This window comes from Gordonia sp. NPDC058843 (assembly GCF_042743165.1).
Classification (GTDB): domain Bacteria; phylum Actinomycetota; class Actinomycetes; order Mycobacteriales; family Mycobacteriaceae; genus Gordonia.
On sequence record NZ_JBHYNC010000017.1, the window covers coordinates 25,220 to 50,408 of the forward strand.

Sequence of the window (25,189 nt, forward strand, 5' to 3'; positions counted from 1 at the left end):
GCTGTGTGGACGACGATCGGGTTCGGGGGCGAGGGTCAGGCCGGGTCAGGTGGGGCGGTGACCGTCGCGCGCAGCGATCAGGTCCGCCCGGGCGCGTTCGACCATGCGGTTGGCAACGGTACCGATCGCGGCGATCATCGCCGCCACCGCCACCAGCGCGGCGACGAGTCCGGCGATCGGCGACCAGCGTGCGCACAGCGCGATGATCGGGACGGACACGATCAGGACCAGCACGCCCGCACCGAGAGCGTAGAAGGCGAGTTTGGCGATCGAGAAACCGGTGGACGCCGGCGAGGCACCCGCCGGCACGGACTCGGACGGGCCCCCGCCGTGCCCGTAGCCGTACCCGTCGTCGTGGCCCGGGCGCGGCGTGCCGTCGGTCACGAGAGTCCCCGAACCCAGTTCTCCAGCAGGTGGGCCCCGGCGTCGCCGGACTTCTCGGGGTGGAACTGGGTCGCCGACAGCGGTCCGTTCTCGACCGCGGCGAGGAACCGGCCGCCGTGCTCGGCCCAGGTGAGCTTCGGTGCATGCAGTGGCGAACCGACGTTGTCCATCTCCCAGGTCTGTGCGGCGTAGGAGTGCACGAAGTAGAAGCGGGTGTCGGCGTCGAGCCCGTCGAACAGGACCGACCCCTCGGGTGCGTCGACCGTGTTCCACCCCATGTGTGGCAGCACCGGCGCGGGCAGCTGCGTGACGCTGCCCGGCCACTCGCCGCAGCCCTCCGCCTCGACACCGAACTCGACGCCGCGATCGAAGAGGATCTGCATGCCGACGCAGATGCCCAGAACCGGTCGGCCCCCGGCCAGTCGCCGACCGACGATCCGGTCGCCCTTGACGGCGCGCAGCCCGTCCATGCAGGCGGCGAATGCGCCGACACCGGGCACGACGAGTCCGGTGGCCTCCAGCGCAGTGGTGAAATCGGACGTGACGGTCACCTGTGCCCCGGTCCGTTCCAGCGCGCGCTGCGCCGACCGCAGGTTCCCCGATCCGTAGTCGAGGATGGTGACGTCGGCGCTCACAGCGCGCCCTTCGTCGAGGGCACGCCGGTGACACGTGCGTCGTATTCGGTTGCGGCACGCAGCGCGCGAGCCACCGCCTTGAACTCCGCCTCGGTGATGTGGTGCTGGTCGCGGCCGTAGAGCACCCGGACGTGCAACGCGATTCGGGCGTTGAGCGCGATGGACTCGAACACGTGCCGGTTGATGACGGTCGAATACGGCACACCCGGGTAGCCGCCGATCACCGCGGTGAGCATGTGCTCGGGCTCGCCGGTGTGGACGCAATACGGTCGGCCCGAGACGTCGACGACCGCCTGGGCCAGGGTCTCGTCCATCGGGATCCAGGAGTCACCGAAGCGACGGATGCCCTTTTTGTCGCCGAGCGCCTGACCCAGCGCCTGGCCGAGGACGATCGCGGTGTCCTCGATGGTGTGGTGACCCTCGACCTCGATGTCGCCCTTCGCCTCGACGGTCAGATCGAAGCTGCCGTGCTGACCGAATGCCGTGAGCATGTGGTCGAAGAACGCGATACCCGTCGAGATGTTGGTCACGCCCGTGCCGTCGAGGTTCAACTCGACGGAGATCGAGGACTCCCTGGTGGTCCGTTCGACCTTCGCGATGCGTGGTGCCGGGTTCCCGGAAGCGGTGCTCGCTGGGGCGTTGGTCACTGCGTGTTCTCCAGATCTGTGGTGGCGAGCGTGCGGCTGACGTCGAGGAAGGCGTCGTTCTCGGGCGCGAGCCCGATGGTCACCCGCAGATGGCCGGCGATGCCCACGTCGCGGATCAGGACGCCCTGGTCGAGGTAACGCTGCCACGACGCCGCAGCATCCCGGAACCCGCCGAACAGCACGAAGTTCGAGTCGGAGTCGACGACGCGATAGCCGAGGCCGGTCAGCTCCGCGACCACGCGGTCGCGTTCGGCGATGATCGCGGCGACCCCGGCGAGGGTGTCGTCGCTGTGACGTAGCGCCGCTCGCGCGGCGGCCTGGGTCAGCACCGACAGGTGGTACGGCAGCCGCACGAGCTGGATGGCGTCGACGACGGCCGGCGCGGCCGCGAGGTAGCCGAGGCGTCCGCCCGCGAAGGCGAACGCCTTGCTCATCGTGCGGCTGACGACGACCTTCGCCGGGAACTCGTCGATCAGTTCCACGGCGCTGGGTGCCGCGGAGAACTCGGCGTAGGCCTCGTCGACGATGACGATGCCCGGGGCGGCCTCGACGATCCGGCGGAGATCGGCGAGCGGGATCGATCCGCCGGTCGGGTTGTTGGGTGACGTCACGAACACGACGTCGGGCTCGCGGTTGGCGACTTCGGCGACCGCATACTCGGTGTCGAGCGAGAAGTCTCCCGCCCGCGCCGCCACGAGCCAGGTGGTGTCCGTGCCGTCGGCGATGATCGGGTGCATCGAGTACGACGGGACGAAGCCCAGCGCACTGCGCCCCGGCCCGCCGAAGGCCTGCAGGAGCTGCTGCAGGACCTCGTTGGAACCGTTTGCCGCCCAGAGGTTCTCGACGCCGAGCCGGACACCGGTCGCGTGACTCAGGTAGGCGGCCAGGTCGGTCCGCAGGGCGACGGCGTCGCGGTCGGGGTAGCGGTGCAGTTCGGCGGCGGCCTCCCGCACCGATGCGGTCACGTCGTCGATCAGCGCAGGCGACGGCGCGTGCGGGTTCTCATTGGTGTTGAGGATCACCGGAACCTTGAGTTGCGGTGCGCCATAAGCACTCTTGCCGCGCAGGTTTGCACGCAACGGCAGGTCGTCGACGGTGATCGCGCTACCCGGTGCGTCTGTCACCGGATCGGCGGCCGTCACCGGCCCGAACTCCCCGCGAAGCGCTGCTTCACGGCGTCGCCGTGACCGGGGAGGTCCTCGGCGTCGGCGAGCGTCACCACCTTGTCGGCGACCTCGCGCAGCGCGGCCTCGTCGTAGTCGATGACGTGAACACCCTTGAGGAACGTCTGCACCGACAGGCCCGAGGCGAACCGGGCCGAACCCGACGTCGGCAGAACGTGATTGGAGCCGGCGCAGTAGTCGCCGAGGCTGACCGGCGCGTACGGGCCGACGAAGATCGCACCCGCGTTGTGCACGCGGTCGGCGACCGCAGCCGCGTTGCGGGTCTGGATCTCGAGGTGTTCGGCGGCGTAGGCGTCGACGACGGCGAGCCCGGCCTCGAGGTCGTCGACGAGGACGACACCCGACTGCTCCCCCGACAACGCCGTCGTGACCCGCTCTCGGTGCTTGGTGGCGGCCACCTGGGCGTCGAGCGCGGCGTCGACGGCGTCGGCGAGGGCGGCGCTGTCGGTGACGAGCACCGAGGCCGCGAGGACGTCGTGTTCGGCCTGACTGATGAGATCGGAGGCGAGGATGCCGGGATCGGCGGAGTCGTCGGCGAGGATGGCGATCTCGGTGGGTCCGGCTTCGGAGTCGATGCCCACCACGCTGCGGCAGAGGCGCTTGGCGGCGGTCACATAGATGTTGCCGGGTCCGGTGATGAGGTCGACCGGGTCGAGGACCGCGTCCGGCGCCTCGGCCTGCGCGGTGTCGACGCCGCCGTAGGCGAGGAGGGCAATGCCCTGGGCGCCGCCTACCGCCCACACCTCGTCGACACCCAGCAGCGCGCACGCGGCGAGAATCGTCGGGTGCGGCCACCCGCCGAAGTCCTTCTGCGGGGGCGAGGCGACGACGAGCGACCCGACGCCGGCCTCCTGAGCGGGGACGACGTTCATGATGACCGACGACGGGTAGACGGCGTTGCCACCGGGAACGTAGAGGCCGACGCGGCGGACGGGGATCCACTTCTCGCTCACCACGCCGCCCTCGACAACCTGGGTGCGGGTGGTCTCCCGGCGCTGGTCGGCGTGGACCTTGCGGGCCCGGGTGATCGACTCGCGCAGTGCGTCGACGACCTGCGGGTCGAGCGTGTCGAGCGCATCGGCGATGACCGTCGCAGGTACACGCACCGACGCCGGGCGTACGCCGTCGAACTTCTCGCCGTAGTCGAGTGCAGAGGCGGTGCCGTTCTCGGCCACCGAATGCACGACCGGTGTCACCGTGTCGAGGACGGCATTGACATCGGTACCCCCGCGGGGCAGCGCACGACGCAACTCGGCGAGTGTCGGCGTGCTACCGCGCAGGTCAATTCGGGCGAGCATGATCTCTCCTGGTGGCTGACGAAATACCCAACAAGGATACGTGTCGGGTGCCAGCGGGTTTCTGGTGCGGGTGATGCACAGGATCTCCGCGAAAGAGCTGCGGCAGTATGGTCCGGTATCCGGGCGAAATTGCCGCAACAATCAGCCGAGCTCGCGAACCGTTGACTGTGCGCTGTTTTTCGTCGACTGTGCGCTGTATTTCGCCGACTGTGCCGCCGAAACCCACTCTCGCCACCTGCTTGTCGGGGTCACCGCGCGACGCGTGTCCGATCTGCGAACGCCGCCGTCTCTCTACTGCCTGCTGTGAGCGCACGACGACGCGGCCGGTGCCGTGACCCCGATACGAGGACACCGTTCTCGGCGTACTCCCCGAGCACGGCGGCGCGGTGCTCAGCCGGGTGAGGAGGACGGGCTGTTCGCGGCGTCGGTGACGATACTGGGGCTTCTACCATGGACCACCGACAGTTCCAGCCGTCCGCACATCAGATCAATAGATCTGCGCGACAACATATTTCGAACCCACCACCGCCCGATTCTCGTGTACACTCGAACATACATTCGCAGCAATAGTTCTCGGGGGAGGTGACCGTCATGACCGACACCACACACGTCGACGGTTCTCTGCCGACATCTCGTGCGGCCGAGCTCGTAGCCGAACTACACCGGATCATCGACGAACTGCAGACCGTCGACCTGGGCCCGTGCTCGGATACCGAGCTCGTCGAGGTCGCCGCCGACACCGAGAAAGCCATCGCCCGCCTCACCTACACCGGTGACCGGCAACTCGTCACCATCGCCGACCGCGACCTCCCCCATCGCACCGGGCACCGCAGCATCACCGCATTCATGACCCACCGACTCCGGGTATCTGACCCGATGCGCCGCAACAACCAACGCGATGCCACCGCCACCCACCTCACCCACACCGGCGAAGCCCTCGAACCCGAACACCCCACCCTCGCCACGGCCTTGGCCGACGGCCGCGTCGGCACCGCCCACGTCCGCGCCGTCATCGACGTCCTCGACCAGATCCCCCACGCCGTCGACCACGATGTGAAGGTCGCGGCCGAACGACAGATGGCCGGGATCGCCGAAGCCCACACGCCCGCCGACATCACCCAGTTAGGTGCCCGGCTGCTCGCCCACCTCGATCCCGACGGCACCCTCACCGACCATTCCGAACGCAAGCGGCGCCGCAACCTGTGGGTCAACCGCCAACGCGCCGACGGCACCGCCAAACTCACCGGCACCCTCACCCCCGAACTCGCCGCCCGCATCACCATGCTGTTGGCCGTGTGGGCCAAACCCGGCATGAACAACCCAGGTGATCCAGATTCGCCGACCGGTTCGGTCGACGACGCCGACCCCGACCAACTCGCTGCCGCTGTTGACCGCGACGACCGCACCCCCGCTCAGATCAACCACGACGCGCTCAACGCGCTACTGAAAGCTGTCCTCGAGGACGGGCTGCTCGGGAGATCGCACCGCGGACTACCCGTGCAACTGATCATCAAAGCCGACCTCGACGACCTCGCCCGTGAAACCGGGCTCGCGACCACCGCCACCGGCACCCTGCTGCCCATCCCCGACCTCATCGAGATGGCCACCGATGTTCAACCGTGGTTGGCGATCTTCAAGAACCACACGGCCGTGCCGCTGTACTTCAGGCGCGGCAAACGTCTCGCCACCCGCGCACAACGCCTCGTCTCCTTCGCCCGCCCCGACGGCGAGGTCTGCTCCGCGCCCGGCTGCGACCAACCCGCCACCCACGTCGAAATCCACCACGCCCAGAAGGACTGGGCCAAAGGTGGTCTCACCGACATCGACCAGCTCGCCCCCGCCTGCCCGCGCCACAACCGGATGGTCGGTGACCAGCCCGGCCAGTACACCACCCGGATCGAACGGTCCGGACCCGACGAGGGCCGCTGCCTCTGGCGGTTGAACGCCGAACCCGGCGCGCCACCCAACTCCGAGCGCCTCAACCGCCGACCCGACATATCCCGGCGGTTCGCAGAACATCTGAACACCGTGCGCGACGAGATCCACGGACCACCACCCCGAGGGTTTCGCAGGCTCGGTCGCCGGACCCTTCGTGACGCGCCCTCCGCAAGCTCCGGGCGCTCCTCAGGGAGCAGGGCTACCACGCCCTCCGCAAGCTCCGGGCGCTCCTCAGGGAGCAGGGCTACCACGCCCTCCGCAAGCTCCGGGCGCTCCTCAGGGAGCAGGGCTACCGCGGATCAAGCGCGCCACTCATGGCTGAACATCAGCCACGTCATCGACGTGCGCCCACCACGACCCGGACCACCCCAACCCAGGCCCTCCCTCGTCGAAGCACACCTCATGACGCTCCTCGCCACCCTCTGACTCTCGGGCATCGGACACTTGCGGTACTGATGCCCTGGGCGCGACGGGCACGCGCCTCAACGCGGGCGTGAACCCCACCCGCGAACGGTGGGGACTCCTCGGTGGTGCGTACTCAGTCGCGCTCCAGCTATCACCGACTCGCGTGATCGGCGCAACGGTGTGCTGCTCGTCAGCAGGCATCTCGGAAGGAAAATCCTTGCGAAAGAGCATCTCTCAGCTCACCGACATTCGGCCGAGGTCGAACGGTTCCGTGCCGATGCCCGTTCGATCGACCGGCCCAGTCTGGCGTCCCGGGATGGCGACTCGTCGTCGGAAGCGGCTCGAAACCGAAATCTCGTCGACCGGAGCGGTCGAGGTCGCTACCCTCCGACGCGTGTCCGAACCACAAGCGCCGCTGTCCCTCTGCTGCCTGCTCTGGGCGCACGACGACGCGGCCGATATCGAAAGGCTCCGGGCCCTGACCCGATACGAGGACACCGTTCTCGGTCTGCTCCCCGAGCACGGCGGCGCGGTGCTCAACCGGGTGATCGGCGACGGACACGACGGCACGCCACACGAGGTGCAGATCCTGCGCTTCGCCGATCGCAGCGCACTCGACGCCTATCTCGCCGACCCACGCCGTGCGGCGCTCGCGGGCGAACGAGATCGGGTGATCGCCCGTACGGAGGTCTTCGAGGTCGACGTCCGCGACAGCAGCGCCGGCAGCTGAGCGCTTACGGCGCCGGGATGTCCAGCCCGAGGTCCAGCACGGTGACCGAGTGCGTCAACGCCCCGACGGCCAGGTAGTCGACGCCGGTACGGGCGTAGTCGGCGGCGACGTCGAGCGACAACCCGCCGGAGCTCTCCAGCTTGGTCTCGGGTGAGCGGGTGTCGCGACGCTGGACGGCCATCTGGGTCGCCCACGGTTCGAAGTTGTCGAGCAGCACCAGCTGCGGTCGGAGTTCGAGGACCTCGTCGAGCTGGGACAGCGAGTCCACCTCGACCTCGACGGGCAACCCGGGGGCTGCGGCCCGCACGGCCCGCAACGCGGCCGCGACCGACCCTGCGGCGACGACGTGGTTGTCCTTGATGAGGGCGGCATCGCCGAGACCCATCCGGTGGTTGACTCCCCCACCGGCGCGCACGGCGTACTTCTGGAGATGCCGCAGGCCCGGAAGTGTCTTGCGCGAGTCGCGGATTCGCGCGTTTGTGCCCTCCACCGCCGCCACCCAGGCCGCGGTGGCCGTGGCGATCCCGGACAGGTGCGAGATCAGGTTCAGCGCGGTCCGCTCCGCGGTCAGCAGCGCCCGCGTCGGGGCGTGGACGGCGAGGACGACGGTGCCGGGTTCCACCCGGGCGCCGTCGTCGAGCCGAGCGGTGATCGTGTACTCGCCCGCGCCGATCACCTCGTCGAAGACCGCCTCGACAACGGGGACACCGGCGATGACGCCGTGCGCACGGCTGACGATCGCCGCGTCGACGACCGCGTCGGCGGGAACCGTGGACGCGGTCGTGACGTCGGGCCCGTACCGCAGGTCCTCGTCGAGGGCGGTCCGGATCAGTGCGCGGACCTCGTCGGTGACCGCGGCGCCCAGTTCGCCACTCGCAGCCTGACCGACGAAATCGTCGCTCACGCCAGCGCTCATTCGCCCGAGCCGGGGTTGCCGATCGCGATCATCCGCTCGACACTCTTGCGCGCCTTCTCGGCGACATCGGCGTCGACGAAGACCTCGTCGCGACCCTCGCGCAGGCACCGGAGCAGGGCGGCCGGGGTGATCATCTTCATGTAGGGGCACGACGCGCGATCGTTGACGGCCTGGAAGTCGACACCCGGTGCGGCCTTGCGCAACTGGTGCAGCATGCCGACCTCGGTGGCGACGAGGACCTGCTTGGCCCCGGTCTCCCGCGCGGCGTCGAGCATGCCTCCCGTCGACAAGATCTTCACCTTGTCCTCGGGCACGAAACCCTCGCCGGCCAGGTACAGCGCCGAGGTCGCACAGCCGCATTCCGGGTGGATGAACAGGTCGGCATCGGGGTGGGCGTTGGCCTGCGCGGTCAGCTCGTCACCGTTGATGCCGGCGTGGACGTGGCATTCGCCTGCCCAGATGTGGATGTTGTCGCGACCGGTCTCGCGCTTGACGTGTGCGCCGAGGAACTGGTCGGGCAGGAACAGGACGTCACGATCAGGATCGATCGAGGCGACCACGTCGACGGCGTTCGACGACGTGCAGCAGATGTCGGTGAGCCCCTTCACCTCGGCTGTGGTGTTGACGTAGGACACCACCAAGGCGTCGGGGTACTCGGCCTTCCAGGCCCGCAGTTCGTCGGCGGTGATCGAGTCGGCCAGTGAGCACCCGGCACGCTCATCGGGGATCAGGACCCGCTTCTCCGGGCTCAGGATCTTGGCGGTCTCGGCCATGAAGTGGACGCCGCAGAATATGATCTCGTCGGAATCGACCTCGGCGGCGATCCGCGACAGCGCGAGCGAGTCGCCCACGTGATCGGCCACGTCCTGGATGGCCGGGAGCTGGTAGTTGTGCGCGAGCAGCGTCGCGTTGCGCGCCTTGGCGAGACGACGCACCTCCTCGGCCCACTCCGGGGTCGGCTCCACCCCGGTGTAGCCACCCGGCGCGTCGTACCACGTCGCATCGATGAGCGCCGGGTCCGCGCCTGTGGGGGCGGTCATCGCCGCCGGGCGATCGCTGGTGATGCTCATTGCCACTCCTCTGGCCACCCGGCAACGTGTTACGTCGCCGGGACGCTGGTTCCCCAGATCACGGGCCGTGTGTCCGAGGTAGGTTTTCGACTGTTGGTCGAAAACGCTATGCATCGTAACATTCGCCACACCCGGAGCATTCCCACGTCTGCCTACGGCCAGGTCACCGCCCGGCCGCCCGAACCGGCGCGCAATCCACCGACTCAGGTCACCGACACATCAGGGCGTCGAGATAACGCTCCGTGATTCGCGACTGCGCCAGGCGCCCGACGGGGCCGCCCAGCCGGGTGAACCACCGCCCCGGGCGCGAGAAGGCGACGATGTGCCCGACTACCGTGTCGTCGGCGAGCCACTCCACCCAGAAGCGTTCCTCGCCGATCTCGGGGTGCCCAGGGAGCGTCCCGTAGGCGAAGCCTCGCTCCCGCGGTGTGTCGATCACCTCGATGACCCGGCACCGCGCGGTGATCCCGAGTGGACCGACCCCGACCCGCAGGCCGACGTCGGCGCTGACCATTGCCGCGGGGGTGGCCGCGTCGACCCCGAAGCCGGCACGACGATGCATGTCCCAGTCGAGGATCCGTTGCCCGGCCGAGGCGAAACACTCGGCCCCCGAACCCACGACCCGCGACCGACGTAGATGGTGATAACCGGGCGGCAGCGCGCCCGATGTCGCCCCGACCTCGTCGTAGGTGAGTGCCGATCGGTTCGGGATCATCCTGCTCGCGCCACCTCGGCGTCGAGAACGAGTGCCAGATCGTCGAGCGAGGCGCCCAGCGCGCGGGCGAGGGCCGCGATCGTGGCGAAGGCGGGTGTCGGCATGCGTCCGGTCTCGATCTTGCGCAGGGTCTCCGGTGAGATACCCGCGCCGAGCGCGACGTCGCCGAGTGAGCGGTCACCGCGCAATTCGCGCAGACGGCTACCGAGCCGACGGCCGGCCGCGATCTGTTCCGGGGTCAATGGGTTGCGCACCATGTGGCGATACTAGCGGCTCCGGTATACAAATACCGACGGCGGTGGTATTTCTATACCGCACAGTGACACGAGAGGACGAAAATGGTCGAACTGAAATCTCCCGCCGAGGTGGCCGCCATGGGGGCGACCGGCGCCTTCATCGCAGATCTCCTGGACGATCTCGCGGGTCGCGCCGACGTCGGGGTCAACCTACTCGACCTCGAGGAGCGCGCGCGAGAACTCATCGACGAACGCGGCGCGAAGTCCTGCTACTGGGACTACACACCGTCATTCGGCCGCGGACCCTTTCGCAATGTGATCTGCCTTTCGGTGAATGATGCTGTGCTGCACGGACTCCCGCACGATTACACTCTCGCCGACGGAGATCTGCTGTCGATGGACATCGCGGTCGCCGTCGACGGCTGGGTGGCCGATTCCGCGCGCAGTGTCATCGTCGGCACCCCGCGGCCGGAAGACCAGCGCCTCGTCGCGGCCACCGAGGAGGCGCTGAGCGCGGCCATCGACGCCGCACGTCCCGGCGGCCGGATCGGGGACATCTCGGCGGCGATCGGCGCGGTCGCCGCCGCGCACGGGTACCGGGTCAACACCGAATTCGGCGGACACGGCCTCGGGCGGACGATGCACGAGGACCCGCACATCGCGAACGTGGGCCGGGCCGGTCGCGGAATGAAACTCCGCCCGGGCCTCACCCTCGCACTCGAACCCTGGTTCACCCTCGGTTCCGAGCGCATCAAGTTCGACGCCGACGGATGGACGATCCGGTCCTTCGACGGTTCCCGCGGCGCCCACAGCGAGCACACGATCGCGGTCACCGAGGGCGAGGCGCTGATCCTGACGACCAACGGGCGCGGATAGTCGAGGTCACCAAGTGGCTTCGACACGGCGCCTCGCTCGCGCTCGGTGCCGGCTCAACCAGCAGGACGGCGCCCTACAATCGTGCGCATGCCATCCGCCGGGTCCGAGCCGCCCATCGCCGCCGGTACGACCCTCCGGGTAGAGGTCCTGAGTGTCGTGTTCCAGATCCGGGTGCCCCAGATCCGAGTGCCCCAGATCAGCGTCACCCAGGACGCCGCACCCGACCCCGAGTGCCGTTCGGACACCACCGATCCGTCGCTGTGCGTCCTGGTGTCGCGGTCCGCAGACGGCGTGTGGACACTCCCGGGCGGCGGGGTCGGCGCCGACGAGACGTTGTCGGCGAGCGCACGTCGACTCGTCGCGGACTCCCTCGACGTCCGCGAGATCGCACATCTGGAACAGCTCTCGGTCTTCTCCGATCCGCGCCGGGTGCCCGCGGTCCGCACCATCGCATCGACCTACATGGGCCTCGTCCCCTCCGACGCCGCTGCGACACCGCCGGACGACGCCGCGGGTTGGTTCGCCGTCGACGAACTACCGCCGCTGGCCTTCGATCACACCGAGATCGTCGACGCGGCCCGGCATCGGCTCGCCGCGAAGCTGTCCTACACCAACATCGCGTTCGCTCTGGCGCCGGCCCGGTTCCCGATGTCGGCTCTGTCCGAGATCTACTGCGCTGCACTGGGTTACCCGGTGGACACGACCAACCTGCTCCGCATCCTGAGCCGGCGCGCAGTGGTGGTGGCCACCGGCACCGTCGGCAAGACCGGCCGCAGCGGCGGACGCCCGCCTGCGCTCTATGCCTTCGCCGAAAAGGAGTTACGCGTCACGGATGAGTTCGCGACGTTGCGCCCGCCGATGTGAACACATCCGCTGACGGCTCCTCGTCGTCGAGGTCGCCGACGCCGAGATCGGCGGTCCGCGAGGACAACACGCACACCAAGTACACGATGGCGAACGCGAACGGGGCGCAGATGAGCAGCGTCCAGGGTTCGCTCGAACCCGAACGCGTCGCGCCCTCGAGCCACAGTTCCGGCGCGACCCGGTAGATGGCATCGACCGGTAGCGCGGTCGGATCGTCGTCGAATCGCAGACCCGCGACCCACATCCCCACCGATGCCGCCAACGCCGAACCCGCCACGGTGGCGAGTGCCGGCCACACGAACCCACTGACGCCGCGCCACGCCCGTGCCGCAAGCCAGACGGCGACGGCCGCGACGGCGCCGTAGACGAACATCGTCACGGCGAAGGCCCCCACCCCGCCGAAGTCGGCGGGGATGCCCTCGCGGCGGAGACCCTCGAACACGACCCCGGTGGTCGGTGGGGTGAACAGGGCCCAGACCACCCCGGCGACCGCGCCGAACACCGCCACACCGACCGTGACGGCGGCCAGTCGCGAGACCGAACGCACCGGCGGATTCATCGGCGTCCCAGCTCGGTCGAGTCGACGGTGCCGTGCCGCGAGCAACGTGCGTCCCATCCGTCGGGCCGTACCTGGACCACCATCCGGCGTCCGCATTGCCCACAGAACCGAGGAGGTTCGAGACCGAGCCGAGCGGCCGGCGGAACGGCGTCGGGAGCCTGTAGTTCCAGTTCGAGTCCGGTGAAGACACCGAACCGGCACGGCTCGGCGAGTGGACCCGGGACGGTGTCGATCATGAGAACACGCTACCCATCGCTTCGACGAGCTCGTCAGATCGTGTCGTTCAGCGACTTGATCGGCATCGACAGATCGCTGAGGAGGTCGAGGTCGTCCTCGGCCGGGCGGCCGAGGGTCGTCAGGTAGTTGCCGACGATGACGGCGTTGATGCCACCGAGGATGCCCTGCTTGGCCCCGAGGTCGCCGAGGGTGATCTCGCGCCCGCCGGCGAAGCGCAGGATGGTGCGCGGCAACGCGAGACGGAAAGCGGCCACCGACTTGAGGGCCTCCGCGGCGGGCAGCACGTCGAGGTCGCCGAACGGTGTGCCCGGCCGCGGGTTCAAGAAGTTCAACGGCACCTCGTCGGGCTCGAGGGTGGCCAGTTCGGCGGCGAACTCGGCACGCTGCTCCAGGGACTCACCCATGCCGAGGATGCCGCCGCAGCACACCTCCATGCCCGCCTCGCGGACCATGCGCAGGGTGTCCCAGCGCTCCTCCCAGGTGTGGGTCGTCACCACATTCGGGAAGTGGCTGCGTGCGGTCTCCAGGTTGTGGTTGTAGCGGTGCACGCCCATGTCCCGGAGCTGGTCGACCTGCTCCTGCGTGAGCATGCCCAGGCTGCAGGCGATCTGGATGTCGACCTCGTTGCGGATGGCCTCGATACCCGCCGCGACCTGACTGAGCAGACGCTTGTCGGGACCGCGGACAGCGGCGACGATACAGAACTCCGTGGCGCCGGTCTTCGCGGTCTGCTTGGCCGCCTCGACCAGCGAGGGGATGTCGATCCAGGCACTGCGCACCGGCGAGGCGAAAAGACCCGACTGCGAACAGAAATGGCAGTCCTCCGGGCAACCGCCGGTCTTCAGCGAGATGATGCCCTCGACCTCGACCTCGGGGCCGCACCAGCGCATCCGCACGTCGTGGGCCAGCTGGAGGAGTTCGGTCAGCCGGTCATCCGGCAGCCGCAGAACCTGCAGGACCTGCTCCTGATCGAGAGGCTCGCCGCGGTCGAGCACCTGGGCGCGGGCGATGGCGAGGATGTCATCCGACGCCGGGGCCGAGGTGGCGGCGTCTACTGTTGCCTGGGTCACTGGTGATACTCCTTGGATGGATGTCCCGATGAGGGAACGATTTGCGGCGTCCGGACGAGCTGTTCCGGACGGCTGGGAGAAACGGTGGAAAGCCATCTGTCGTCGAACCAGGTCGACGCGCGGCGGCGGAAGTCAGCAGGTTCGAGGTCGGCGGCGCCTGCGGGAAGGACTGCGACGACCGGAACACCGGTCACCCGGGGCAGGTCCGTTCGGTTGCAGTGCATCGCGAGGTCGGGATCCTCGGGCCACCAGCCGATCACGAGTCCGGCGGGTCGCAACCCACGCGCCCGCACCGCGTTCACGGTGAGCTCGGCGTGATTGAGCGCACCGAGTCCGGGTGCCACGACGATCAGGACCCCATCGGCGGTGTCCGGGTTGAGCGTGGTCACGGCGATGTCGAGGATCGTGGCCGATTCCCCCAGTCGCACCAGCACACCGCCCGCACCTTCGACGAGGGTGAGGTCGTGCGATGCGGCGAGCTCGTCCACGGCGCCGATGATCACCGTCGGGTCGGCCAGTGGCATCCCGGCGCGCCTCGCGGCGGTGTCGGGGGCGAGGGGTTCGGGATAGCGGAACAACTCGACGGCCGTCAGGTCGCCTGCGAGGCGCCGTACCTCTGCGAGGTCGCCCGGCTCGTCGGGGCCGACCCCGGTTTGTACGGGTTTGCACACGGCCGTCGAACCGCGAGCAGCCGCGGCGAGTGCCGCGGTCACGACGGTCTTCCCGACGTCGGTCGAGGTCCCGGTGACGGCGAGGACCGTGCCTCGTGTCGCGGCGCTCACCGTGCACCGACTTCGCGCAGGGCCGCGTCGACCACGGCGGCCACATGGTCGAGGGCTTCGGCGTCGAGATCGGCGCGGACCGTGATCCGCAGTCGGGACGTACCGACCGGAACCGACGGTGGACGGAAACAGCCGACGAGGACCCCGCGGTCCCGGCAGGCCGCCGCGGCGGCGACCGCACGCTGTGGATCCCCGACGACGATCGAGATGACGGCAGCAGCGGGTTCGTCGACACCGCAGGCGCGCGCGAGCCGACGAGCGTTGTCGCGCAGGGTGTCCGGGAGACCCGGCGCGGTGCGCAGGATCCCGAGGGCGGCGTGCGCGGCGCCCACCGCGGCCGGGTTGAGTCCGGTGTCGAAGATGAATGTGCGGGCGCAGTCGACGAGATGCGAACGCAGCAGCTCCGATCCGAGGACCACTCCGCCCTGGGCGCCGAGCGATTTCGACAGGACGGTCGTGACGACGAGATCGGGGGCTCCCGAGAGACCCTGCTCGGCAACCAGTCCCCGCCCGCCCGGCCCGCGCACACCGAGGGCGTGGGCCTCGTCGACGAGGAGTGCAGCGCCGTGCGCGCGGGCCGCGGCGTACAGATCCGCGACCGGGGCCGGTTCACCGTCGATGCTGTACACCGAGTCGGTGACGACCAGCGCACGGCTCTCGGGCCGCTCGGCGAGGGCTCTCCGGACGGCGTCGTGGTCGCCGCGGTCGACGACCACCACTCGGGCGCGCGACAGGCGGCAGCCGTCGATCAGCGACGCGTGGGTTCCGGTGTCGCTCACGATGAGGTCGCCGCGCCTCGCCAGCGCGGTGACGGCACCGACGTTGGCCAGGTAACCCGACGAGAAAGTCAGGGCGGCAGGGAATCCGAGGAAGTCGGCGAGGTCGGCCTCGAGGTCGATGTGCGCCTGCGTGGTACCCACGACGAGGCGCGACGCCGTCGAACCCCCACCCCACCGTTGCGCGGCGTCACGTGCTCCGGCGACGACCGCGGGATGCGTCGACAACCCGAGGTAGTCGTTGGAACCGAGATTGACCTCCCCGGCATTGACACGCCGGACGTGGGGGCGACGATGCAGCCCGGCCTCGTCGCGCTGGGTGGCGGCGCCGGCGAGCCACGCCAACCCGACGTCTCCCCCGGCGACGACAGCCGGGTCCCGCTGCGTCTGAACAGAGGTCATGACCGCACTCCGGCGAGCGCGCGGTCACCGACGGTCGCGTGCACGGCCGCGGACACTCCGCGCACGATCACCGCGATGTCCTCGGGCGTGCAGATGAATGGCGGCATCGTGTAGACGAGAGTGCGGAACGGCCGCAGCCAGGCCCCGGCCGCGACGGCGGCGTCGGTCGCCGCGGCCATGTCGACCGGGCGGTCGAGCTCCACCACCCCGATCGCTCCGCGGACGCGCACGTCGACGACGCCGTCGAGGTCCCGGAGTGGTTCGAGACCGTCGGCGAGTCCACGCTCGATCGACGACACTCGCTCGGCCCAAGGCGTTTCCAGAAGCAGCTCGATCGCCTCCACCGCGATCGCACAGGCCAGGGGGTTGGCCATGAAGGTCGGCCCGTGCGCGAGACCGCCCGCCTCCCCCGCGCTGATCACCTCGGCGATCCCGGTCGTGCACAGGGTCGCGGCGAGAGTCAGGTAGCCGCCCGTCAACGCCTTGCCCAGACACATGATGTCCGGCGTCACGCCTGTGTCGCCGTCGGTACCGGGAGCCGCGTCGGCCGCGAACAAGGTGCCCGTACGGCCAAATCCCGTTGCGATCTCGTCGAACACGAGGAGGACTTCGTGGCGGTCGCAGATCTCACGGAGTGCGCGCAGGTACCTCGCGTCGTGGAACCGCATCCCGCCCGCACCCTGGACGACGGGCTCGACGATGACCGCGGCGAGCTCGTCGCGGTGCGCGTGAACGGTTCGCTCGAGCTCGTCGACATACTCGGCCCGGAAGTCGGCCGGCGGCGCGTCGACGAAGATCTGGCGCGCGAGGACCGCCGACCACATCGAGTGCATGCCGCCGTCGGGATCACACACGCTCATCGGGGCGAAGGTGTCGCCGTGATAGCCACCGCGCCATGTGAGCAGACGGGTGCGACCGGACCGACCGCGGCTGCGCCAATACTGCAGCGCCATCTTGACCGCCACCTCGACCGACACCGACCCCGAGTCACAGAAGAACACCTTCTGCAGACCTGCCGGGGTGATGTCGACGAGAAGCTGTGCGAGCCGGGCGGCCGGTTCGTGGGTGAGGCCGCCGAACATCACGTGCGACATCCGGCCGAGCTGAGCCGCCGCGGCGGCATCGAGCCGTGGATGCCGGTACCCGTGAATCGCCGCCCACCAGGAACTCATGCCGTCGACGACCGACCGGCCGTCGGCGAGTTCGAGGCGGACACCGGATGCCGAGGTCACCACGAGTGGCTGGGTGGGTGCGGGCATCGAGCCGTACGGATGCCAGATGTGATCGGCGTCGACGCGACTGACGGTTTCGTGATCCACGCTGCACCTTTCTGGTTGCCAAGGCTCGAAGTGATGGCTGTGTCGACCACCGGGCTGCGGCGGCCGGCCTGGACACCGTCCAGGATTCCTGAACACCGTACAGGTACCCCTGGACGCTGTACAGGCCCACCGGTGGCCGTGCAGATCTCGGGATCACTACGCTGACGCGGGTGAGCAACAGTCGGACCGACGTCCTGCGCGCCGCCCGCGACATCCTGGGCGAGCACAGCCTGGCCGACCTCTCGATGCGACGGCTCGCCACCGAGCTCGGGGTTCGCCCCAACGCGCTGTACTGGCACTTCCCCAACAAACAGACGCTGCTGGCAGCGCTCGCCGATGACATCCTGGGTGCGGTCACGATTCCCGACACCGGGCTGGCGTGGGACGACCGCCTCGATCGGCTCGCCGCCGGAATGCGCAGCGCGCTGCTCGAGGTGCCCGACAGCGCCGAGGTCGTGTCGTCGAGTTGGGCCAGCGGCCTGTCGTCGAAGGCGATCACCGCCGACATCATCGCCGCAGGCTCGGCCGGGGGGCTGTCGGTGCGTGATGCCGAGGCGGTCAGCACGGCGCTGTGCCAGCTCGTCATCGGACTCACCATCGAGGAACAGACACGCGCGCAGATGGAGCGCCTCGGCGTCACCGGACCGTCGGGCCGTGACTTCGCCGGCGAGTTCCGCGATGGCCTGGCCATCATCCTCGACGGGGCACGGACGCGCCGCTCGCGGTGATCCCCGTCCGTGCCCGGGACCACCGGTCACCGAGCACCCGGCCCGCCGAGTGTCACATTCGTCGGAATCGGTATTTCACAGCTTCGGCGAGTACATTGCTACCCGGTCATCCCGGCCCGGCCCGCCGAGACCGATCTGTCCCCCACCGGAAAGAACACGCTCTGTGGCATCGACGACGCGAGTAGTGGAGCCGGAGTCGTCCCCCTCGACGCCGACGACGCCCGCCTACCGCACCGACCTCGATGGTCTGCGCGGCATCGCCATCGCCCTCGTCGCCTGCTTCCACGTGTGGTTCGGCAAGGTCTCTGGCGGCGTCGACGTCTTCCTCACCCTCTCGGGGTACTTCTTCGTCGGGTCGCTGCTGCGGCATGCGATCTCCAGTCAGGCACCGCACGTCACGTTCCGCGACACGCTCAACCCGTGGCCACGGCTCAAGCGCCTCCTCAAACGGCTCCTGCCGGCACTGTTCACCGTGCTCATCGCGGTCACGGTACTGACGCTGCTGATCCTTCCGCAGACCCGATGGGCCAACGTCGGACGCGAGGTCATCGCGAGCGCGCTCTACTACCAGAACTGGTATCTCGCGCAGAACTCACAGGATTATCTCGCCGCGAGTTCGGCGAACAGCCCGCTACAGCACATCTGGTCGATGTCGGTACAGGGCCAGTTCTTCGTCCTGACCCTGCTCGTCGCCCTCGCGTTCGCGGCGCTGCTCAAACTCGGCGCCCGGTTCGCCCGACCGTTCGCCGACCCGCGGGTCATCAAGTTCCTCGTCGGCGGCGCAGTGTTCGTCGTCGCCCTCGCCTCGTTCTACTGGGCGCACCGCGGCCTGGCGATCAACCAGCCATACAACTACTACGACACGCTCTCGCGCCTGTGGGAGCCGCTCGCCGGCGGCCTGCTCGCGATCTGGTTGCCGTCCCTGCGCGTCCCCAATTGGCTGCGCAACCTCGCGACCGTCGTCGCGCTCGTGCTCATCGTCAGCTGCGGATTCTGGATCGACGGTGTGAACGCCTACCCCGGCCCCATGGCGCTGGTGCCGGTCGGTGCGACGCTGCTGATCATCTGGGCGGGCGCGACCGCCCTGCAGAAGCCCCCGCACGGTAGCCATGCCGCCGTGTCCACCGACATGCCCGTCACCAACCGCTGGCTGGCGAGCCGGTGGCCGGTCTGGCTCGGGACCATCGCGTATTCGCTGTACCTGTGGCACTGGCCGCTGCTGATCTTCTACCTGACCTGGCGTGACAAGAACCATGCGAACTTCGTCGAAGGCGTGCTCATCCTCGCGGTGTCGGTCGGCTTGGCGTGGCTCACCAAGCGCTACATCGAAGACCCGTTGCGCGGTGGCGACCGGTCGGCTCTGACACGCGGCACACGTGACGGCCGCACCCGATGGCTGTCCTACACCTCGGTCGTCACGTCGGTCCTCGTGGTCGGCACTCTCCTCACCGGCGTCGGAGTCACCGTGTGGGAACGTCACGTCGCCAACATCGTCGTCGACACGAAGAACCTCGACCCGAGGTCGTATCCGGGTGCCCGGGCGCTGCTCGACGGCTGGCCGGTGCCCGCCCTCGACCCGCAACCGTCGGCGCTGGAGGTCATCGCGGACTTCCCCGAGACCTCCACCGACGGATACATGAGCGACTTCACCGACAACGAGATCCACGTCGGCGTCTACGGCGACCCGACCGCGACGCGCACCATCGCCCTGGCCGGCGGATCGCACGCCGAGATGTGGATCTCGGCGCTCGACACGCTCGGCAAGCGCAACGGCTTCAAGGTGAAGACCTACCTCAAGATGGGGTGCCCGTTGTCGACGAACCGGGTTCCCAAGCAGCGCGGCGTGCCCTACCCGGAGTGCTACGACTGGGGACAGCGCGTCATCGACCGCGTCATCGCGGACAAGCCGGACGCGGTTCTGACGAACTCGACGCGACCCCGGGACTACGAACCCGGCGACTGGGTGCCACCGGACTACGTACCGATCTTCGACCGCTTCCTCGACGCCGGGGTGCCGGTGTTCGGCATGCGTGACACGCCGTGGCCGAAGAACGCCAAGGGCACCATCGACACGCCGATCTGTCTGGCCGACGGCGGCGACGCCGAGAGTTGCGGGTCGAATCGCGCCGCTGTGCTCGAGCCCGAGGATCCCGCCGGCGCGCTCGCCGCGACGCGGCCCGACTTCCATCCGCTGGACATGTCCGACGGCATCTGCACCCCGGATCGCTGCCCGGCCATCGTCGGCAACATCACCGTCTACAAGGATCCCCACCACCTGAGTGCGACCTACGTCCGCAGCCTCACCGACGAACTTGAGCGGCAGATGGCCGCACAGCTGCCCTGGACCGGTCCCGGGGTGCCGTGACCCCCTGCGGTCCGAGCCCGATCGCCGACCGACCGGCGGTCTCGGCGGTGTCCCAGTGGCGCGGCCCACACCTGAACCGACCGTCGACGTCCTGAGATGACCGCCCGCGTCAACGGGACTAGGGTCGACCCATGACGTCGCCGAAGGCGGGTAATACCGAACCGCCAGCCCCCGGTGAACAGCCGGGCGATCCCGGCTCCGACCCGGAGCCCCGCGAACCACAACTCGACACCACCTCGACGACAGCAGCACCTCCGAGCGGCGGCACCGCGATCTCCGACCCGGTTCCCATGCCGTCCGACCCGATCCAGGCCGAGGCCCTGGTTCAGCCGGAGCCGACGCCGATCCCGGTGTGGCCGGGCACCCCCTACCCCCTCGGCGCCACCTATGACGGTGTGGGAACCAACTTCTCGCTGTTCTCCGAGGTGGCCGATTCGGTCGAACTGTGTCTGATCGACCGCGACGGTCACGAACGCCGCATCCGGCTCGAAGAGGTCGACGGCTACTGCTGGCACTGCTATCTCCCCAACGTCGGACCCGGTCAGTTCTACGGCTTCCGCGTCTACGGACCGTATGACCCGTCGCAGGGACTGCGGTGCGACCCGAGCAAGCTCCTCCTCGACCCGTACGGCAAGGCATTTCACGGCGAATTCGACGGCGATGCATCGCTGTTCTCCTACCCGCTCCCCACGCCTCCCGAGGACGCCGGCGAATCCGCAGCAGGCGACGCATCCGGGGCCGACGCAACCGGGGCCGACGACACCGGGGCCGACGACACCGAGCCGGTACCGGAGCACGCCGGCGAGGAGATACCGGAGTCCGCCGAACCCGACGGTGCGGCCGACCCGGACACCGACGATGCCGTGCGCGCCGAGACCGGACAGCCCGACAGCGACGACGCCGTACCGCCGGAGGACAACGCCCCGGATGCCGGACCCGACCCCGAGCCGGTCAACCCGATGCCCCAACTGGATTCACTCGGCCACACCATGGTCTCGGTGGTGATCAACCCCTACTTCGACTGGCAGAACGATCGGTCACCGAATCGTCCGTATCACCAGACGGTGATCTACGAGGCGCACGTGAAGGGTATGACGGCGACCCACCCCGACATCCCCGAACACCAGCGCGGTACGTACGCAGGCCTGTGCCATCCGGTGATCATCGATCACCTCAAGGAACTCGGCATCACGGCCATCGAGCTGATGCCCGTGCACCAGTTCATGCAGGACTTCGTCCTGCGCGACCAGGGCCTCCGAAACTACTGGGGCTACAACACATTCGGCTTCCTGGCGCCACATATCGAATACTCGTCGACTCCCGACCAGCCGGCGAGCGCGGTGACCGAGTTCAAGGCGATGGTCCGCGAGTTCCACAACGCAGGCATCGAGGTCATCCTCGACGTCGTCTACAACCACACCGCCGAGGGCAACCACCTCGGTCCGACCGTGTCGTTCCGCGGCATCGACAACGCGGCCTACTACCGCCTCGTCGACGGCGATCCCGAGATGTACATGGACTACACCGGAACGGGCAACAGCCTCAACGGTCGTCATCCGCACACGCTCCAGCTCATCATGGACTCGCTGCGTTACTGGATCCTCGAGATGCACGTGGACGGATTCCGGTTCGACCTCGCGTCCACACTGGCCCGTGAACTCCACGACGTGGATCGGTTGTCCGCGTTCTTCGATCTGGTTCAACAGGATCCGGTCGTCAGCCAGGTGAAACTGATCGCCGAACCCTGGGACATCGGTGAGGGCGGCTACCAGGTGGGCAACTTCCCGCCGCTGTGGACCGAATGGAACGGCAAGTACCGCGACACCGTGCGCGACTACTGGCGCGGCGAGCCGTCCACGCTGGGCGAGTTCGCCTCCCGGCTGACCGGGTCGTCGGATCTGTACGAGGCGACCGGCCGGCGGCCGCTCGCGAGTATCAACTTCGTCATCGCCCACGATGGTTTCACGCTGCGGGACCTGGTGTCCTACAACGAGAAGCACAACATGGCCAACGGCGAGGACAACCGGGACGGCGAGAGCCACAACCGGTCGTGGAACTGCGGCGTCGAAGGACCCACCGACGATCCCGAGATCAACGCGTTGCGCGCGCGTCAGCAACGGAACGTCCTGGCGACGCTGTTCCTGTCGCAGGGCACCCCGATGCTGGCGCACGGAGACGAGATCGGTCGCACCCAGCAGGGCAACAACAACGTCTACTGCCAGGACTCCGAATTGTCCTGGATGGACTGGACACTCGCCGAGGAGAACGCCGACCTGCTGGAGTTCACCCGCAGGGCCATCGCGCTGCGTACCCGGCACCCGGTGTTCCGGCGTCGTAAGTTCTTCGGCGGCAAGCCGATCCGGTGGGGCGATCAGGCGCTGGACATCGCCTGGCTCACCCCCGCCGGCGAAGAGATGACCGCCGAAGACTGGGACAGCGGGTTCGGCAAGAGCCTCGCGGTGTTCCTGAACGGAAACGGTCTGGGCGAGAAGGACGAACGCGGCGAACCGGTCGTCGACGACTCCTTCTTCATCTGCTTCAACGCCCACTACGAGGACATCGACTTCACGCTCCCACCGAACTGGTACGGCAACGAATGGGTCGGCGAACTCGACACCACCCACCCCGTGGGCGAGACCGAACTGACCGCCGCCTCCGGCGAGTCGGTGACCGTCGGCGCGCGCTCGGTGCTGGTCCTGCGAAAGACGTCCTGAATCCATGAGCAACCGTCCGACCCCGCATGCGACGTACCGGCTCCAACTGCACGGCGACTTCGGGTTCGCCGAGGCGGCCGAGACCCTGGACCATCTCGTCGACCTGGGGATCAGCCACGTCTACCTCTCCCCGATCGGCACCGCCTCGGCCGGCTCGACGCACGGTTACGACTGGTTGCCACCCCCAGCTGTGGCCCCCGCACTCGGCGGACTCGAAGGCCTGCGCGAACTCCGTTCGGCGGCAGCCGAACGCGGGCTGGGCCTGATCATCGACATCGTCCCGAATCACACCGGGGTGGCCGATGCACTCGCCAACCCGTGGTTCGCCGATCTCCTCCGCCACGGCCCCGCATCGAAGTACGCGAACTACTTCGACGCCGACTTCGACGCCGACAACGGTGCAGACGGAAAGCTGGCGCTGCCGGTCATGGCCGCCGACGGCGACCTCAGCCCTCTCGAGATCGACGACCACCAAAACCTGCGGTACTACGATCACGCGTTCCCGATCGCCCCCGGTACCGAGCGGGACACACCGCGAGACGTCCACGACCGCCAGCACTACCGGCTCGTCCCGTGGGACAGCGGGCTCATCGGGTACCGGCGCTTCTTCACCGTGAACGAGCTCGCCGGACTGCGCCAGGAGGACCCGGAGGTCTACGACGCCACCCACCAGTGGTTGCACGAGTTGCTCGACGCCGATCTCATCGACGGCGTACGTGTGGATCACCCGGATGGTCTGTGGGATCCACAGGACTACCTGCGCCGCCTGCGCGCCGACCTCGGTGAGGACCGTCTCCTCTACATCGAGAAGATCCTGGCGCCGGACGAGCCACTCGAACCGACGCTGCCGGTCGAGGGCACCACCGGATACGACCACATGCGCGTCATCGACGCCGTGTTCGTCGCGCCGGCCGGTGTCACCCAGCTCACCGAACTGCACGAGCGGATCACCGGTACCAGTGGCGACGCGCGGTGGATCGAGGCAGCCGAACACGAGCGGAAGCTGCGCACGGTACGCGACTCCTTCCCGGCGGAACTGAGGCGCCTCGTCCGGGCGATCACCGCGGGCCGGGACGGATCACCCACTGCTGACCCGGACTCGATCGCGACGGCCTGCGCCGAACTGATCGCCGCGCTCGGGGTGTATCGAGCGGACTATCCGTCGCTGCGCCCACGCCTCCTCGCCGCGGCCGCACGCATCGCCGACAGGAAGCCCGAGCTCCGTTCGGCGCTCGATGTCGTCGTACGCGAGACGGCGGTTGCGGGCGAGGCGACCTCACGCCTGGCGCAGACCTGCGGCGCGGTGACGGCCAAGAGCGTCGAGGACAGCCTGTTCTACCGTACGGCCAGGCTCGTCTCCGCCCAGGAGGTCGGCGGAGATCCGGCGAATCCGGTGTTGTCGCTCAACGAGTTCCACCACCACAACACCGAGCGAGCGGCGCGCTGGCCGATGGCCATGACGGCGACGTCGACGCACGACACCAAACGCGGAGAGGACGTCCGCGCGCGGATCGCGGTACTCGCACAGGTCCCCGACCGCTGGTCCCTGCTGGTCGAGACCATCTGGCGCGACTCCGACATACCGGATGACCTGACCTGTTATTTCCTGCTGCAGAACATCTTCGGGGTGTGGCCCACGGACGGACGGATCACCGACGAGTTACGCGGACGGCTCGTCGAGTACGCCCGGAAGGCGACTCGCGAGGCCGGGCTCCGAACCACGTGGACCGACATCGACGCCGAGTTCGAAGATGCCGTCCAGACGTGGATCGGCCAGGTCACCACCGGGGACCTCGCGGCCTCGATCTCCGAACTCGTGACCCGGATCGCATCGGCGTGGGAGCAGGAAGCGCTGGCGCGCAAAGCCATCGCCATCCTCGGCCCCGGGGTCCCCGACATCTATCAGGGCACCGAGTGGTGGGAGGACTCCCTCGTCGATCCCGACAACCGGCGACCGGTGGACTTCGGACGCTCGACCGAGCATCCGAAGACCCGACTCGTGCGGGCCGCCCTCCGCGCCCGGACCGCGCACCCCGATGCGTTCGGCGTGGCGGGCACCTATCAACGGCTGACCGCCGACGGACCCGCCGCCGACCACACCGTCGCCTTCGCACGTGGCACCGAGGCCGGCCCGTCGGTCGTCGTCCTCACCGCCCGATTCACCCACAGCCTCGACGACGAGTCGGCGGCCGCGACGACGATCACCCTGCCCCCGGGATCGCGGTGGCGCGACGAACGAACGGGGTCGGTGCACGAAGGAACGATCGACCTGGGTGCCGTGCGGAACGAGCACCCGGTGGCGATTCTCGTACGGGACTGACGCACACATCCATCACAGA

The 25,189-nt window shown here is 68.7% G+C and carries 24 protein-coding genes; 9 read left to right on the forward strand and 15 right to left on the reverse strand.

Annotated elements, in window-relative coordinates; all coding sequences use genetic code 11:
• Nucleotides 1-45: 45 nt before the first annotated feature.
• Genes ACFW3F_RS13390 through hisD form a run of 5 tightly spaced genes read right to left on the reverse strand, consistent with a single transcriptional unit; the run spans nucleotide 46 to nucleotide 4,148 of the window.
• A complete protein-coding gene (locus tag ACFW3F_RS13390; RefSeq protein WP_388058040.1) occupies nucleotides 46-384 on the reverse strand; it encodes a hypothetical protein in 339 nt (112 codons plus the stop codon).
• Nucleotides 381-1,019 carry an imidazole glycerol phosphate synthase subunit HisH gene (gene hisH / locus ACFW3F_RS13395; protein ID WP_388058042.1) on the reverse strand — a complete coding sequence of 213 codons (639 nt, stop codon included), beginning with the start codon at nucleotides 1,017-1,019 and terminating at the stop codon, nucleotides 381-383. The genes ACFW3F_RS13390 and hisH overlap by 4 nt, the downstream gene beginning before the upstream one ends.
• Nucleotides 1,016-1,666 carry an imidazoleglycerol-phosphate dehydratase HisB gene (hisB, locus tag ACFW3F_RS13400; RefSeq protein ID WP_388058044.1) on the reverse strand — a complete coding sequence of 217 codons (651 nt, stop codon included), beginning with the start codon at nucleotides 1,664-1,666 and terminating at the stop codon, nucleotides 1,016-1,018. The genes hisH and hisB overlap by 4 nt, the downstream gene beginning before the upstream one ends.
• A complete protein-coding gene (locus ACFW3F_RS13405) occupies nucleotides 1,663-2,808 on the reverse strand; it encodes a histidinol-phosphate transaminase (protein ID WP_388058046.1) in 1,146 nt (381 codons plus the stop codon). Before ACFW3F_RS13405 ends, hisB begins: the two co-directional genes overlap by 4 nt.
• A complete protein-coding gene (gene hisD, locus ACFW3F_RS13410) occupies nucleotides 2,805-4,148 on the reverse strand; it encodes a histidinol dehydrogenase (RefSeq protein WP_388058048.1) in 1,344 nt (447 codons plus the stop codon). The genes ACFW3F_RS13405 and hisD overlap by 4 nt, the downstream gene beginning before the upstream one ends.
• A gap of 40 nt (nucleotides 4,149-4,188) precedes the next feature.
• Here hisD and ACFW3F_RS13415 point away from each other — a divergent pair, with 40 nt between their 5' ends.
• The 3 genes from ACFW3F_RS13415 to ACFW3F_RS13425 all read left to right on the forward strand — a co-directional run bounded on the left by ACFW3F_RS13415 (nucleotide 4,189) and on the right by ACFW3F_RS13425 (nucleotide 7,221).
• Nucleotides 4,189-4,455, forward strand: coding sequence for a hypothetical protein (locus ACFW3F_RS13415; RefSeq protein WP_388058050.1), 267 nt, complete (start codon nucleotides 4,189-4,191; stop codon nucleotides 4,453-4,455).
• A gap of 284 nt (nucleotides 4,456-4,739) precedes the next feature.
• Nucleotides 4,740-6,512, forward strand: a complete 1,773-nt coding sequence (locus ACFW3F_RS13420) for a DUF222 domain-containing protein (protein ID WP_388058052.1) — start codon at nucleotides 4,740-4,742, stop codon at nucleotides 6,510-6,512.
• Between the two features lie 373 nt (nucleotides 6,513-6,885).
• On the forward strand, nucleotides 6,886-7,221 hold the full coding sequence (locus tag ACFW3F_RS13425) for a hypothetical protein (protein ID WP_388058054.1): 336 nt from the start codon (nucleotides 6,886-6,888) through the stop codon (nucleotides 7,219-7,221).
• Between the two features lie 4 nt (nucleotides 7,222-7,225).
• Here ACFW3F_RS13425 and nadC read toward each other — a convergent pair whose 3' ends face one another.
• The 4 genes from nadC to ACFW3F_RS13445 all read right to left on the reverse strand — a co-directional run bounded on the left by nadC (nucleotide 7,226) and on the right by ACFW3F_RS13445 (nucleotide 10,179).
• Nucleotides 7,226-8,137 carry a carboxylating nicotinate-nucleotide diphosphorylase gene (gene nadC, locus ACFW3F_RS13430; protein ID WP_388058056.1) on the reverse strand — a complete coding sequence of 304 codons (912 nt, stop codon included), beginning with the start codon at nucleotides 8,135-8,137 and terminating at the stop codon, nucleotides 7,226-7,228.
• The gene (gene nadA, locus ACFW3F_RS13435) at nucleotides 8,134-9,207 is read right to left on the reverse strand and encodes a quinolinate synthase NadA (RefSeq protein WP_388058058.1); all 1,074 of its coding nucleotides are present in this window, start codon (nucleotides 9,205-9,207) and stop codon (nucleotides 8,134-8,136) included. The genes nadC and nadA overlap by 4 nt, the downstream gene beginning before the upstream one ends.
• A 208-nt stretch (nucleotides 9,208-9,415) precedes the next feature.
• Nucleotides 9,416-9,922 carry a DUF1990 family protein gene (locus ACFW3F_RS13440; protein ID WP_388058060.1) on the reverse strand — a complete coding sequence of 169 codons (507 nt, stop codon included), beginning with the start codon at nucleotides 9,920-9,922 and terminating at the stop codon, nucleotides 9,416-9,418.
• A complete protein-coding gene (locus tag ACFW3F_RS13445) occupies nucleotides 9,919-10,179 on the reverse strand; it encodes a helix-turn-helix domain-containing protein (protein WP_388058062.1) in 261 nt (86 codons plus the stop codon). Before ACFW3F_RS13445 ends, ACFW3F_RS13440 begins: the two co-directional genes overlap by 4 nt.
• Nucleotides 10,180-10,260: 81 nt before the next feature.
• On the opposite strand from ACFW3F_RS13445, the gene map reads away from it, so the two are divergent.
• Complete coding sequence (gene map / locus ACFW3F_RS13450; RefSeq protein ID WP_388058063.1) at nucleotides 10,261-11,034, forward strand: type I methionyl aminopeptidase; 774 nt, start codon at nucleotides 10,261-10,263, stop codon at nucleotides 11,032-11,034.
• A gap of 87 nt (nucleotides 11,035-11,121) precedes the next feature.
• Nucleotides 11,122-11,898: an NUDIX domain-containing protein gene (locus ACFW3F_RS13455; protein WP_388058065.1), complete on the forward strand. Its 777-nt coding sequence runs from the start codon at nucleotides 11,122-11,124 to the stop codon at nucleotides 11,896-11,898.
• Here ACFW3F_RS13455 and ACFW3F_RS13460 read toward each other — a convergent pair.
• From ACFW3F_RS13460 to ACFW3F_RS13485, 6 genes are read right to left on the reverse strand one after another with little or no spacing between them, the layout of a single operon-like run.
• Entirely contained in the window at nucleotides 11,861-12,457 is a 597-nt protein-coding gene (locus tag ACFW3F_RS13460) for a DUF2567 domain-containing protein (RefSeq protein ID WP_388058067.1), read from the reverse strand. The genes ACFW3F_RS13455 and ACFW3F_RS13460 overlap by 38 nt on opposite strands.
• Nucleotides 12,454-12,693 carry a hypothetical protein gene (locus ACFW3F_RS13465; protein WP_388058069.1) on the reverse strand — a complete coding sequence of 80 codons (240 nt, stop codon included), beginning with the start codon at nucleotides 12,691-12,693 and terminating at the stop codon, nucleotides 12,454-12,456. The genes ACFW3F_RS13460 and ACFW3F_RS13465 overlap by 4 nt, the downstream gene beginning before the upstream one ends.
• Before the next feature lie 33 nt (nucleotides 12,694-12,726).
• Nucleotides 12,727-13,764 (reverse strand): biotin synthase BioB, encoded by a 1,038-nt coding sequence (gene bioB, locus ACFW3F_RS13470; RefSeq protein WP_388058071.1) that lies wholly within the window; start codon nucleotides 13,762-13,764, stop codon nucleotides 12,727-12,729.
• The gene (gene bioD / locus ACFW3F_RS13475; protein WP_388058073.1) at nucleotides 13,761-14,546 is read right to left on the reverse strand and encodes a dethiobiotin synthase; all 786 of its coding nucleotides are present in this window, start codon (nucleotides 14,544-14,546) and stop codon (nucleotides 13,761-13,763) included. The genes bioB and bioD overlap by 4 nt, the downstream gene beginning before the upstream one ends.
• Nucleotides 14,543-15,724 (reverse strand): 8-amino-7-oxononanoate synthase, encoded by a 1,182-nt coding sequence (locus ACFW3F_RS13480; protein ID WP_388058075.1) that lies wholly within the window; start codon nucleotides 15,722-15,724, stop codon nucleotides 14,543-14,545. The genes bioD and ACFW3F_RS13480 overlap by 4 nt, the downstream gene beginning before the upstream one ends.
• Complete coding sequence (locus tag ACFW3F_RS13485; protein WP_388058077.1) at nucleotides 15,721-17,043, reverse strand: adenosylmethionine--8-amino-7-oxononanoate transaminase; 1,323 nt, start codon at nucleotides 17,041-17,043, stop codon at nucleotides 15,721-15,723. Before ACFW3F_RS13485 ends, ACFW3F_RS13480 begins: the two co-directional genes overlap by 4 nt.
• Before the next feature lie 170 nt (nucleotides 17,044-17,213).
• Here ACFW3F_RS13485 and ACFW3F_RS13490 point away from each other — a divergent pair, with 170 nt between their 5' ends.
• From ACFW3F_RS13490 to treY, 4 genes are all read left to right on the forward strand, one after another.
• Nucleotides 17,214-17,771: a TetR family transcriptional regulator gene (locus ACFW3F_RS13490; protein WP_388058079.1), complete on the forward strand. Its 558-nt coding sequence runs from the start codon at nucleotides 17,214-17,216 to the stop codon at nucleotides 17,769-17,771.
• Nucleotides 17,772-17,955: 184 nt separating this feature from the next.
• A complete protein-coding gene (locus ACFW3F_RS13495; protein WP_388058160.1) occupies nucleotides 17,956-20,136 on the forward strand; it encodes an acyltransferase family protein in 2,181 nt (726 codons plus the stop codon).
• Between the two features lie 131 nt (nucleotides 20,137-20,267).
• Nucleotides 20,268-22,850, forward strand: a complete 2,583-nt coding sequence (gene glgX / locus ACFW3F_RS13500) for a glycogen debranching protein GlgX (protein ID WP_388058081.1) — start codon at nucleotides 20,268-20,270, stop codon at nucleotides 22,848-22,850.
• 4 nt (nucleotides 22,851-22,854) lie between these two features.
• A complete protein-coding gene (gene treY / locus ACFW3F_RS13505; protein WP_388058083.1) occupies nucleotides 22,855-25,170 on the forward strand; it encodes a malto-oligosyltrehalose synthase in 2,316 nt (771 codons plus the stop codon).
• The last annotated feature ends 19 nt before the right edge of the window (nucleotides 25,171-25,189 follow it).